Origin of the sequence: Catonella morbi ATCC 51271, assembly GCF_000160035.2 — a bacterium.
Lineage (GTDB): Bacteria > Bacillota > Clostridia > Lachnospirales > Lachnospiraceae > Catonella > Catonella morbi.
In genome coordinates, this window is the sequence record NZ_KI535369.1 from 249,952 (window position 1) to 262,166 (window position 12,215).

A 12,215-nucleotide genomic window follows, 5' to 3' on the forward strand; every position below is an offset into this window, starting at 1 on the left:
TGATTGAAATCGGGCTTTTTATTTTGCTCTGATTTATGATATACTAAATTTGATATGTTATAAATTTGGAAAATGATACATAGCCATATTTGAACTTGGAGGTTAATGTGTAAATGAAGCTTAAAAAGGATGCAGAGCAATCACTATATATGCAACTGATGTTTGAAATTAAGGCTCAGATTGAGTCAGGGTACTATGTGGCAGGAGATAAGATTCCGACAGAAGTAGAATTGGGGAAAATTTATAATGTGAGCCGTATTACTATAAGGAAGACTGTGGAGGAATTGTGCAAACTAGGTTATCTGGAAAAAAAACAGGGTAAGGGGACATTTGTAAAATCACCCAAGATTCATCGCAAGATTGAAATGCGCAAGTCTCAAAGCTTTTCAAAAACCTGTCAGAGTGCCAATGTTAAGGCACAGTCACATATTTTGGAAACAAAGATTATTACTGCTGATAAAGGAAAGAGGGAGTTTTTAAAACTTAATGAGGAAGACCGGGTAATTTATATAAAAAGATTGAGGCTTGTGGAACAAATACCCATTATTCAAGAAGAGTTGTACCTCCCGGAAAAGTTATTTGCGGGATTTGATGTTTCGAGATTAGAGGATGGATCATTATTCAAAGCAATTATGGAGGACTTGAAACTTAAAGCCCCACCGGTCGGTGTTTCAGGAATTGAGGCAATAAATGCAGGTATGGAGCTTAGCAGGATTTTAAAGATTAATCCCGGGGATGCAGTGCTTAACATGACGACTTATTGGAGCGATACTGAGGGAAACCCCTTATACATAGGTTATGAGAATATTGTGGGAAACCGGTATCGTATAACCATATAATTATTACTGAAATTAATTGAGCAGAATCTGCGATGTAGCATAAAATGCTGTATTGTAGGTTCTTTTTATATGCTTTGGAGGCAGAATTATAATTTTAACCTTAAAATAGTTTTTGCATAGCAATATGTACAAATACAAAGAAGCAAAATTGTATATAATTACTGAATTGTTAAAACTGACAAAATACACTTGCATATAACGTTATATAATGATATAGTTAGAGCAATAAATATAACGTTATATAATGATATGTAAAAACTAAACAAAAATTGGAGGATTACGAAGAAATTGTACTCATATAAAATTATTTCTGACCGTGATGAATAGAAATGTTTTCAAAAAAGATTAGGGGGTAAATGGCATATGAACGAAAAAAAGAAATTGCATCTGCCACATGTAATTACATTGATTTTTGTTTTAATAGTATTTGTGGCTATTATGACCTGGATTCTTCCAAGTGGCTCGTTTGAAAGAACAATTGTGGATACAGCTGCAGGAGAAAGAGAAGTCGCTGTGTCAGGAACTTATCATACCGTGGAAAAGGTAACTGAGGACGGAGATTTAAGGCAGGGATTATCCCAGGTTCTTCAGGCTCCCGGTAAAGGAATACAGAGGGGAATAGAAGTAATCGCATTTGTATTCATAATTGGTGGGGTATTTGCAATTATGGATAAAACCGGAGCAATGACAGTTGGTCTCAAGAAGTTAGTTAAGAAACTTGGCAATAAAGGAATTATTTTGATTCCAATTCTTATGTTTTTGTTTGGACTTGGTGGTTCTACCTTTGGTATGTCAGATGAGCTGGCACCGTTTTACCTTATTCTTATGCCGATTATCCTATCAATGGGTTATGATTCAGTAACTGTATTTTTGATTGTATGCGGTGGAGCAACGATGGGATATGCAGCTTCAACCATTAATCCGTTCAGCGTACTTATTGCACAGGGAGTTGCAGGAATTCAAGGAAATCCACAGCTGATCTTCCGTATGATACAATTTGTGATTATTATGGCAATCATAATCGGATTCACAATGTTTCGCGCAAACAGAATTAAGAAACATCCGGAAAAATCGGTGACATTTGAAAATGATCGGATTAGAAGGGCTGCAATGAATGCGAATATTTCTGTAGATAATGAAGTGTTTACAGGAAAACAAAAGGGTGTTTTACTTGTATTTATAGCCGGGCTTGCACTGGTAATCTTTGGACTGATTAACTTTGGATGGTATATGAATGAACTTTCCATGGTATTCCTTGGAATGGGAATTGCCATGGGAATTATTGGAGGGCTGAATGAAAGACAGATAGCCGAAGAGTTTATTGAGGGAGTAAAAGGAATCTCATTTGCAGCCATAGTAATCGGTTTTTGTAACGGAATTATGATTGTTGCACAGGACGGTATGATTATCGACACAATATTAAATGCAATGGCAAATATTTTAGAAGGAGCGACCAACTTCGTATTTGTAGGATGTATGTATGTTGTACAAAGCTTACTGGCGCTTCTGGTACCATCTTCATCAGGGCAGGCAGCACTTTCCATTCCAATAATGTCTTCACTTTGTGATTTACATAGTGTAAATCCGGAAGCATCTGTGACAGTTTTGCAATATGCAAATCAGATGACAAATATTATGAGTCCGGTTGCGGGAACAACGGTTGCAGGCTTGGCTATCTGTAAGATTTCATTTGGAAAGTGGTGGAAAATATTTTGGAAATGCTGGCTGGTTCTTACAGTGGTTATATTAGTTTTTTGTACTGTCTCAGCAGGGATGTAAAAGATAATAATCAGTAAAATTCAGGAGGAAATAACAATGAATGGAAGAGTGGAAGAAATAATCAAAAATATACTGGAGACAAGGACGATAAAGGATGTATTTTTTGTAGCTTGCGGAGGCTCATTGGTGGATCTGTATCCGGGGTATTATTTTGTAAATGCAGAGTCAGAAACTTTGCATCCGCACTGGCTTACAGCTAAAGAACTGGTGGTGTCACCATCTAAATTTTTAAATGAAAATGCACTTGTGTTGATTTGTTCCCATGGCGGAAGCACAAATGAAGCTGTTGCTGCGGCAAGAATTGCAACAGAAAGAGGAGCGGCAGTAATTACAATGACACATAATCCTGACTCTGTATGCGCAAAGGAATTTAACTCGATTATATATAATTGGGAACCTGAAACAGATGAGAAAGACAAGCCTCAGGGGATTGTGATGTATATTTTAAATGAGGTAATAAGAGCACAGGAGTCGGGATATAAGAAGTATGATATAATTTTGGAGGGGCTTGAAAAAGCAGACACTATAGTCAGAAAGGCGGTTGCAAGGGTTCAGAACCGTACCTGGCTGTTTGCAGAGAAATATCATAATGAAAAATTCATGTATATTATGGGTTCGGGAGCTTCTTATTCCCAGGCCTATGGCTTTGCAATCTGCTCGCTTCAGGAAATGCAGTGGATGGATTGTTGCTATTTACATAGTGGAGAATATTTTCATGGACCGTTTGAATGCACTGATGAAGACCATTTGTATATATTGCTTATGGGTACAGGTGCTGCAAGGGAAATGGATGAAAGATGCCTTGAATTCCTTAAGAAGTATGGCAAGAAATATGAGATTATAGATGCAAAAGAGCTTGGAATAGAAGAAATTGATGAGAGTGTAAATGAGTATTTTTGCCCAATGCTTTTTTATAATATGACAGTGGCTTATCGTACTGCTTTACAGAATAAGCGTCAGCATCCGCTTGATATGAGAAGATATATGGGAGTTGTTAAATACTAGGAGGGAAATGCATGACAGAGCATAAAGTTAAAGTTTTGGGATTTGGTGATAATGTGGTAGATATGTATGAACACTCCCATATAATGTACCCAGGAGGTAACTGTGTAAACTTAAGCGTATATTCTAAGATGTATGGGGTAGAGCGAACTGCATATATGGGGTATTTTGGAGACGATGATATTGCTGAATATATAATTTCTGTTATGGATAAACTGGGAATTGAGATGATAAAATGTAAGCAGCTTGAAGGGGAAAGCGGCTGGTCAAAATGTACATTAAAGGATGGCGATAGGGTATTTGGTGACTATAATCAGGGAGGAATAAGAGGAAAGACACCGTATATACTTGACCGTTTTGACCTTACATATATGAAAGAGTTTGATTTTGTTCACTCTGGAAATTACTGCTATACTGAATCACAGCTTTCTAAGATGAAGGCTGCCGGAATAAAAATTTCATTTGATTTTTCGGATGATTCATCTAAGGAGTATTATGAACAATATGCTCAATATGTAGATTATGCATTCTGCTCATTTGATGGCACAGATAAAGAAGCAGAGGAACATTTAAAATTTATTCTTTCTTTGGGGCCTGAACTGGCTTCTGTTACAAGGGGTTCCAAAGGCTGTATGATGTATGACGGGAATCAGTTTTATGTACAGCCTGCGAAATTGATTGACAATGTTGTTGATACAATGGGAGCAGGGGATTCTTTCCTTGCAATTTTTATGGATAGCTATATAGACGGATTGCATAATGATATAGAAAAATCGGATGCAATCACAAGGGCTCTTCAAGACGCTGCAGAGTTCGCAGCAGAAATTTGCCGTATAGACGGTGCTTTTGGTTATGGGATACCTTATAAGGATTGAGGATATTTTGTAAATAATACAAAAATTTGGGACAGCTGTCAAATTGATGGCTGTCCTTTAATTATGAGGTTTTATTTGATCAGAAAATCAATATAACAGATAAATTTAATGACAATATCTGTTGCCTAAAGCTTATCAGAGAAGATAAAACTTTGTATATGTCAATTAAGTATAAGGGTGGTTTTACCATTAGTTATGATGAATGCCTAAATCCGTCGTTGTTTGAGTAAAGGAAACCGGAGAATGGTTATTTTATGAAATTTAACTTGGAATATAAATAAAGCTCGTTATAAATTCTCTTGACTTTGCCACCGCACCTTATTATAATAGGTTTCGGTGGCAAAGCCATTTGTTCCCTTAGTTAAATGGATATAACAATAGCCTCCTAAGGTTTAATCATAGTTAAACCCCAAGGAAGTTAAAAAGTGGTAAGTCAGAGTTCGATTGTAACTGGAAATCAATCGAAAAGTCAAAATAAGATGATACGGAAATTCATCACGAGAGTGATTGGATTCATAGATGTGGCAAACGTATAAAAGGCTCTGAAAAGCCTGAAAATACGGCATTTGTTCCCTTAGTTAAATGGATATAACAATAGCCTCCTAAGGTTTAATCATAGTTAAACCCCAAGGAAGTTAGAAAGTGGTAAGTAAGAGTTCGAATGGAACTGGAATTTGGACGAAAAGTCAAAATAAGATGAGACGGAAATTCATCACGAGAGTGATTGGATTCATAGATGTGGCAAGCGTATAGAAAGGCTCTGAAAAGCCTGAAAATACGGCATTTGTTCCCTTAGTTAAATGGATATAACAATAGCCTCCTAAGCTGTAGTTGTGGGTTCGATTCCCGCAGGGAACATCCATTTTAAGCGGTAATGACGACAAAATCATTACCGTTTTTTTCATGCAAAAATAGCATTTTCGGTGACAGATTTGTCAGCGAAACATAGAATACAGAAATGATTTTGTCAGCGAAAATGATACCTTGTCATCAGACCAAATTTTTCAAACTGTCACCCACAGGGATTAAGCATAAAGTAGGATGAGATTTGGGATGTAAAAACAAGCAAAAATAAAACAAACACTATAGTCTTGCCTGAGAAATGGCCTGTCGGAAGAGTCCGTTCAGATTAGAGAAAAACAATCTATTCTGGACGGGCTTTTTCGCGTTCAGGGAAAGGAAGTTGCCTATGGCAGAAGAGAAAAAAATGGAACCGGCAGAAGAAAAAGTAGTGGAAATTGAAACAGAAAGACTCAGGGCATTTGAAAACCATCCATTCAAACTAAGGGCAGACAGCCAGATGCTTGAACTGCAGGAAAGTGTAAAAAAGTATGGGATACTGAACCCTCTGATTGTAAGGCCAAGAAAGGATGGTACTTATGAAATCATATCCGGCCACAGGCGAAAATTTGCTGCTGAGAAGATTGGCTATCATAAAGTGCCTGTAATAATCCGTGTACTGAAAGATGATGATGCCGTGGTATCAATGGTTGATTCAAATTTACAGAGAGAAATGCTTAGTCCGAGCGAAAAGGCCTTTGCCTACAAGATGAAATACGAAGCTATTAAGAGAAAGGCAGGCAGAAGGAAATGTGGACAGGTGGACCACAATAAGGGTAAGAAGAGTCTTGAAATAATCGGAGAAGAATGTGGCGACAGCCCAAAGCAAGTTCAGAGATACATCAAGATAACAGACCTTATACCGGAAATGCTTGAAAAAGTAGATGATGGGAGTATGGGATTTACGCCGGCAGTCCAGCTTTCATTTCTAAGCAGGAAAGAACAGGAAGAAATGCTTACAGCAATGGATTATGCAGGGTGTACACCATCATTATCGCAGGCACTTAGGATAAAAAAACTTAGTGCAGATGGAAAACTGACAGCCAGGGGCATGGAAGATATCTTAAGCGAGGTTAAACAGAAAGAAATTGAGCGTGTTGTTTTTAAGAATGAGCAACTGCACAGATTCTTTCCTACAAGTTTTACGCCGGAACAGATGAAGCGTGAAATATTAGAAATGCTGAAGAAAAATATGAATAAATATTTGGATGAATAAAGGAGAAACAGATTATGTGTAAAGTAATAGCAGTATCAAACCAGAAAGGCGGAGTGGGCAAGACAGTCTCCTGTGTGAACTTAGGGATAGGTTTAGCACAGGCAGGCAAAAAGGTACTTCTGATAGATGCAGATCCACAGGGAAGCCTTACTATCAGTCTTGGATATGAAGAGCCTGATGAAATGGAATACTCACTTGCAACTTTAATGCTAAATATAGTGAATGATGAAAAGCTGGATACCCAAAAGACAATACTCCACCACAAAGAAGAAGTTGACTTAATTCCTTCAAACATAGAGCTTTCAGGAATAGAAGTATCTTTAGTAAATGCAATGAGCAGGGAGCTTATATTAAAAGCATTAGTTGATAAGCTGAGAACTTTTTATGATTACATCATCATTGACTGTATGCCTTCACTTGGGATGATGACAATAAATGCCCTTGCATGTTCAGACTCTGTCTTAATACCTGTTCAGGCTGCATACCTTCCAATCAAGGGATTACAGCAGTTAATAAAGACTATAGGCAGGGTAAAGAAGCAGCTTAACCCAAAGCTTAGCATAGAGGGAATACTTTTAACAATGGTAGACAACAGGACAAACTATGCAAGGGATATATCTATGATGGTATATGACACCTACTCAGCTTCCATCAAAGTCTTTGGAACAGAGATACCTATGTCGGTAAGGGCATCCGAGGTAAGCGTAGAGGGAGGAAGCATTTATTCTTATGATCCGAAAGGTAAGGCAGCGTTAGCATACCGGGCATTAACAAATGAAGTATTGAAGGAGGAATAAAGTATGGCAAACAGAGTTGCAGGAAAGATAAAATTACAGTCAGTTGATGAACTTTTGGGAGTACCTGAGATTGCAGGCACTCAGGAAATAGATGTAAGAAGGATCCATTCATTTCCAAACCACCCTTTTAAGGTAGTGGATGATGACAGAATGAATACCCTTATAGACAGCATAAGGGAAAATGGAATACTGAATCCGGTAATTGTGAGGCCTGATAAGAATGGTGATTATGAAATGATATCCGGACACCGCAGGCTCCACGCGGCAGGGATTGTTGGTCTTGATAAAATACCGGCAATAGTAAAAGAAATGTCAGATGATGAAGCCATAATCAAGATGGTGGATGCAAATATTCAGAGGGAAGAAATACTGCCTAGTGAAAGGGCCTTTAGTCTAAAAATGAAAATGGATGCAATGAGAAGACAGGGAGCAAGAATTGATATTGATGGAACTTGTTGCACTGAGTGCGACAAGTTAGGAAAAAAGACAGCTGCAATAGTTGGCGATCAAGTTGGTCTAAAAGCACGGCAAGTTCATAAATACATTAGATTAACAGATTTAATCCCAGAAATAATTGATTTTATAGATTTGAAAAAAATAACAATAGCTATGGGAGTAGATATTTCTTACTTAGACAAACAGATACAGCAATGGGTATATGAGTATTACAGAGATAACGGATTTTTGAAACCATTGCAGGTAGAAGCCCTGAAGAACTCTCCTGCCATATCAAACATCAATCAGTTCAAAGTTATTTCTATTCTGAATGAAGCTTTGCCTCAAAAAAGTACAGGTGCAAAGATATCTTTCTCAGAAAAGAAACTGGATAAATATTTTCCACCAAATTTTTCTGCAAAGGAAAGGGAAGATGTAATAATCAGGCTTTTGGAACAATGGAGTATAGAACAGAGGCAGACACAATAAATATAATATGATGTTTCAGAAGTGTAAAAACGGCACTTCTGAAACGGAAAGGACAAGTATGGAAGAAAGAATAAAACTCTCCTACTTTTATGGAAAAGAAGCTGAGCAGTTTTCATTTTATAAGATACCAAAGCTCCTGTTTACAGATAAATATTTTAAGGCTTTGTCAGTTGAAGCAAAGGTTCTGTATGGGCTGATGTTAGACAGGATGTCCCTGTCTGTGAAAAACCAGTGGTTAGATGAAGAGGGACGGGCCTATATATACTATTCTTTAGATGACATTATGGAGGCTCTTGGTTGCAGCAATAAGAAAGCTATTGCGATAATGAAAGAGCTTGATACAGATATAGGCATAGGTCTTATAGAAAGGAAACGCCAGGGGCAGGGAAAACCTGCAATGATTTACCTGAAACAGTTTATGATACAGAATGTTCAGAAGTGTAAAAATGACACTTCTGGAGAAAAAACAGAGATTTCAGAAGTGAAGAAATTACATCTCTTGAAGTGTAAAAATTACAGTTCAAGAGGTGAAGAAATTACATCTCAAGAAGTGAAAAAATTACAGCCTAATAATACTAATATTAATTATACTGATATTAGTTATACTGAATCTAATCTTATCATATCAGATGATGGGATGGGATATGATGTGGATAAATACACCAAAATAATCCGTGAGAACATAGAGCTTGAACTGCTGAAAGAAAATTACCCTCATGAACTTGAACTTCTTGATGGCATCTTTGACCTTATCCTGGAGACGGTGCTAAATAAAAATGATACTATTCTGATAGCATCAAACAAATATCCGGCAGAACTGGTAAGGGATAAATTTCTGAAACTGAACTATATGCACATAAACTATGCTCTGCACTGTATGGCTAAAAACACTACCAAGGTGCATAACATTAAAAAATATATGTTAACCATACTCTTTAATGCCCCAAGCACAATCAGCGGGTATTACCAGGCAGAAGTTAACCACGATTATCAGCAATTGACTGTAAATAGCAAATAATGACTTGACATGTAGTCAATGCCGACATATAATACAAACAAGAAACTATACGCATTGACTACATAGAAAGGGATTTTATGAGTGATATAAGTTTAATAACTTCAGATGGAATCAATATAGATATTGATAAGCCTGAAGACAAAGAGAGAAAAGCACGCAGGCTTACAGACTATGCTTTCAGAATAATTCGTGAAGAATCGGGAATGAGCCGAAAAGAATTTTCAGAGTGGCTTAACATTCCGTACAGGACAATGCAGGAGTGGGAATTAGGGCGAAGGTCAATGCCACCATATGTTCTTGAGTTAATTGAGTATAAGGTTAGAAATGAGAAGAAAGAAGGGAAGATATAGACTATGTTTATATTAAAGTTATTGGGGAAAATAATTGCAATTCCTATGATTCTTGCAACCACTATCCTATTCTATATTGTTTGTATATTTGCCAGAATATACGGTCTTGCTGCCGCACTCGTTAATTTTATTGCTATGGTAGGAGTAATTATGTTCCTCTTTTCACGGGATTGGCTGCAGTTAGGCATTACAATATCAATTCTTGTTGTTAGCTACCTTATGCTGGATGCATGGGGAGTTGTCATCTTGTTTATTGCAAAAATCAGAGAGGTGTTTACGGATGTGCTTTTTGCGTGATGCTTCATATTTGTTTGGTAGGCAAAAAAGGATTTAAATTTATGTTTTTATGGAGTATAATGAAAGACAAATTCGGATTTGTGACATTTGAAGTATAGAAATGTGGTGGATATAAATGGAATATTATTTTACATATTTTATAGTGTTCAAAAGTAATGATAATGGGTTTAGGGAACCTATAGTTTTATTTAGTAATTCAGAATCAGTAAAAAAGCATAAAAGTGGGACAATGCATCTGTTAGATGATGATCTGAATGGAACATTAGATGCAATAGAGTATATAATGCATTTACCTAGAAATGAATTTGACATATATGATTTAGATGAAGAATTTATGGAATCATCATATGATACACCGCATCAAATTGTTCTTGTTCCAGATTATGTACTTATTAATCAGAATATAGATAACATTGTTCCCACTATGTTCATATTAACTGAAGATTGCAATAAAGATATAAAAAGTAACTGTGAGAAAAGAAATCCATTGCTAGGAACATACTATACCCATGAGTTAGACCAAGAATTGATCAAAAAGCAGTGGGAAAAAATTTGGCTATCAAAAACAAAAAATGATTTTGAATTTGATGTGGTTAAGGATATTAACAGTCACTTTAAGTTAGAAGGAGAAAAACTAAAAGCATTACCAGCTCTTTATATTAGCCGACAATTTGGAAAAACAAATGACTTGTTGTCAAAGATATTCAATTGTAATGAGGTAGAGAAAACATGTATTGACATACAATGGAAAAATATATCGCACCTTAACACCTTGATTTCAATGAAAAAAAAAGGGCATAACTTGTTGGGATGATAAGGCTGATAAAGTATATGATGATGAGATTGTTAATCAAATGCAAAAATTTGATATTAGTGTTGTGATAACATTCCCTGGTATTCCTAAATCACAAAAAAAGTATGGCTTATCTGCTAGTTTATTATCTGAAAATGAAAAACGAGCTATTAGGATAATAGGAGTGCATAGAGCAATTGCACGTGGTGGAATTTTAATGGAATTACCATGTGTAACAGAAGAGTTATATCAAAAATATGGAGAACTTGAACAAAGATGTAAGGATGGAACAAATAATAGATATATTTGGAAAACATTTAGCGATTTAGGAAAGTTACTTGGTAGTTGTTTTAATAGTTTTCAAATAGAAGTGCTAAAAAGAGCAAAAGATATTACTATATTTTCTGATTTTCCAATAGGATTAGCAATTTTAGAAAATGATGAAGTTCCATTGCAGTGTTATAAAAATATTTCTTATAGACCATTGACCCCATTAACTAGACAATTGCAAATGGAATTACTTAAAGAAACACAAGTTTATTTAGGAAAAAAATGTAAAGTTGCTATAGCGGAATGTATTATCAATAATGATGAGAATAAATATGTATATCCAATGAGTGATTTAGTGCGTAGTACGTTGATTGACATGGAAAAAGAATATGAAGGTTTCTCGGTTACTTATCAACAAACTTATAGTGTTGAAAGTATACTTAAATTTATTAAGAACAATCAGGATGCAGATATATTATACATTTCAGCACATGGATATTATAATATCAAACAAAATATGGCTGGAATAATGGTTGGTGAAGAATTTTGGATGGCTTCTGAGGATATCAAGGTGCCTCCAATAGTGATATTAAGTGCGTGTCATTCTAACCCAAGAGGAATGGGTGCTGTTAACATAGCAGATATGTTTATTCGTAATGGGGCTATTTCAGTTTTGGGAACATTTATTCCGGTAGATGCACATAGAAATTTGATTTTAATGACAAGATTGTTTACATATATTGTTGAGGCTCAACATAAAAGTAGACAATATAAGACATTAAGTGACGCATGGTGTGGCGTAGTTGCGACGAATGCTATACATGAATTAATGTCTGAATCAAAAAGTTTTAATAAGTGGATGCATGATACAAATAGTAAAGGAAAGTCGAGAATAATTGAATTTCAATTAGAAAGATGCGTTGGAAAGTTACGGTCAACACATATTTACTCAGATACTATAAAAATAATTAAAGAAATGTTAGTGGAAGAAGGGATGGAAGGGAAGTTTGGAAATATACTTAGTACACAAGATTTTTTCCCAGAATCATTCTTTTATCAATTTATTGGATATCCAGAAAATATTTTTTTATATAATGATATTTTTGAAGAAGCATACAACAAAAAACTTTTATGATTTTTCATTTTTTATTTATGTGGATAAGATAATTAATGTCTTGATAGATTTCAGTTTGAGCACCAGCTTATCACAAAACT

General features: G+C 35.8%; 12 protein-coding genes and 1 tRNA gene. All 13 read left to right on the plus strand.

Annotated features, from left to right (window positions below; genetic code table 11):
- Positions 1-113: 113 nt before the first annotated feature.
- Complete coding sequence (locus tag GCWU000282_RS11735) at positions 114-839, plus strand: GntR family transcriptional regulator (protein WP_023355356.1); 726 nt, start codon at positions 114-116, stop codon at positions 837-839.
- A 363-nt stretch (positions 840-1,202) separates the two neighbouring features.
- A complete protein-coding gene (locus GCWU000282_RS11740) occupies positions 1,203-2,618 on the plus strand; it encodes a YfcC family protein (RefSeq protein ID WP_023355357.1) in 1,416 nt (471 codons plus the stop codon).
- Positions 2,619-2,654: 36 nt separating this feature from the next.
- Positions 2,655-3,623 (plus strand): SIS domain-containing protein, encoded by a 969-nt coding sequence (locus GCWU000282_RS11745; protein WP_023355358.1) that lies wholly within the window; start codon positions 2,655-2,657, stop codon positions 3,621-3,623.
- Between the two features lie 11 nt (positions 3,624-3,634).
- A complete protein-coding gene (locus GCWU000282_RS11750; RefSeq protein ID WP_023355359.1) occupies positions 3,635-4,495 on the plus strand; it encodes a PfkB family carbohydrate kinase in 861 nt (286 codons plus the stop codon).
- A gap of 786 nt (positions 4,496-5,281) precedes the next feature.
- Positions 5,282-5,353, plus strand: a tRNA-Arg gene (locus GCWU000282_RS11755).
- A gap of 331 nt (positions 5,354-5,684) precedes the next feature.
- Positions 5,685-6,551 (plus strand): ParB/RepB/Spo0J family partition protein, encoded by an 867-nt coding sequence (locus tag GCWU000282_RS11760; RefSeq protein ID WP_035040666.1) that lies wholly within the window; start codon positions 5,685-5,687, stop codon positions 6,549-6,551.
- A 14-nt stretch (positions 6,552-6,565) separates the two neighbouring features.
- A complete protein-coding gene (locus GCWU000282_RS11765; RefSeq protein ID WP_023355361.1) occupies positions 6,566-7,348 on the plus strand; it encodes a ParA family protein in 783 nt (260 codons plus the stop codon).
- Positions 7,349-7,351: 3 nt separating this feature from the next.
- Entirely contained in the window at positions 7,352-8,272 is a 921-nt protein-coding gene (locus tag GCWU000282_RS11770) for a ParB/RepB/Spo0J family partition protein (protein ID WP_023355362.1), read from the plus strand.
- A 58-nt stretch (positions 8,273-8,330) separates the two neighbouring features.
- Complete coding sequence (locus tag GCWU000282_RS11775; RefSeq protein ID WP_035040867.1) at positions 8,331-9,290, plus strand: DUF6017 domain-containing protein; 960 nt, start codon at positions 8,331-8,333, stop codon at positions 9,288-9,290.
- Positions 9,291-9,367: 77 nt separating this feature from the next.
- Positions 9,368-9,640 (plus strand): helix-turn-helix domain-containing protein, encoded by a 273-nt coding sequence (locus GCWU000282_RS11780; RefSeq protein ID WP_023355364.1) that lies wholly within the window; start codon positions 9,368-9,370, stop codon positions 9,638-9,640.
- A gap of 3 nt (positions 9,641-9,643) precedes the next feature.
- Positions 9,644-9,937, plus strand: coding sequence for a hypothetical protein (locus GCWU000282_RS11785; protein ID WP_023355365.1), 294 nt, complete (start codon positions 9,644-9,646; stop codon positions 9,935-9,937).
- 115 nt (positions 9,938-10,052) lie between these two features.
- The gene (locus tag GCWU000282_RS11790) at positions 10,053-10,751 is read left to right on the plus strand and encodes a hypothetical protein (protein ID WP_023355366.1); all 699 of its coding nucleotides are present in this window, start codon (positions 10,053-10,055) and stop codon (positions 10,749-10,751) included.
- Positions 10,752-10,791: 40 nt separating this feature from the next.
- Positions 10,792-12,135 (plus strand): CHAT domain-containing protein, encoded by a 1,344-nt coding sequence (locus GCWU000282_RS11795; protein WP_023355367.1) that lies wholly within the window; start codon positions 10,792-10,794, stop codon positions 12,133-12,135.
- The last annotated feature ends 80 nt before the right edge of the window (positions 12,136-12,215 follow it).

Bases quoted from the DNA above. Each gene is read 5' to 3' on its own strand.
- GCWU000282_RS11785 (WP_023355365.1), top strand. From the start codon at position 9,644: ATGTTTATATTAAAGTTATTGGGGAAAATAATTGCAATTCCTATGATT.
- GCWU000282_RS11760 (WP_035040666.1), top strand. From the start codon at position 5,685: ATGGCAGAAGAGAAAAAAATGGAACCGGCAGAAGAAAAAGTAGTGGAA.
- GCWU000282_RS11765 (WP_023355361.1), top strand. From the start codon at position 6,566: ATGTGTAAAGTAATAGCAGTATCAAACCAGAAAGGCGGAGTGGGCAAG.
- GCWU000282_RS11780 (WP_023355364.1), top strand. From the start codon at position 9,368: ATGAGTGATATAAGTTTAATAACTTCAGATGGAATCAATATAGATATT.
- GCWU000282_RS11795 (WP_023355367.1), top strand. From the start codon at position 10,792: ATGCAAAAATTTGATATTAGTGTTGTGATAACATTCCCTGGTATTCCT.
- GCWU000282_RS11775 (WP_035040867.1), top strand. From the start codon at position 8,331: ATGGAAGAAAGAATAAAACTCTCCTACTTTTATGGAAAAGAAGCTGAG.
- GCWU000282_RS11750 (WP_023355359.1), top strand. From the start codon at position 3,635: ATGACAGAGCATAAAGTTAAAGTTTTGGGATTTGGTGATAATGTGGTA.
- GCWU000282_RS11770 (WP_023355362.1), top strand. From the start codon at position 7,352: ATGGCAAACAGAGTTGCAGGAAAGATAAAATTACAGTCAGTTGATGAA.
- GCWU000282_RS11740 (WP_023355357.1), top strand. From the start codon at position 1,203: ATGAACGAAAAAAAGAAATTGCATCTGCCACATGTAATTACATTGATT.
- GCWU000282_RS11735 (WP_023355356.1), top strand. From the start codon at position 114: ATGAAGCTTAAAAAGGATGCAGAGCAATCACTATATATGCAACTGATG.
- GCWU000282_RS11745 (WP_023355358.1), top strand. From the start codon at position 2,655: ATGAATGGAAGAGTGGAAGAAATAATCAAAAATATACTGGAGACAAGG.
- GCWU000282_RS11790 (WP_023355366.1), top strand. From the start codon at position 10,053: ATGGAATATTATTTTACATATTTTATAGTGTTCAAAAGTAATGATAAT.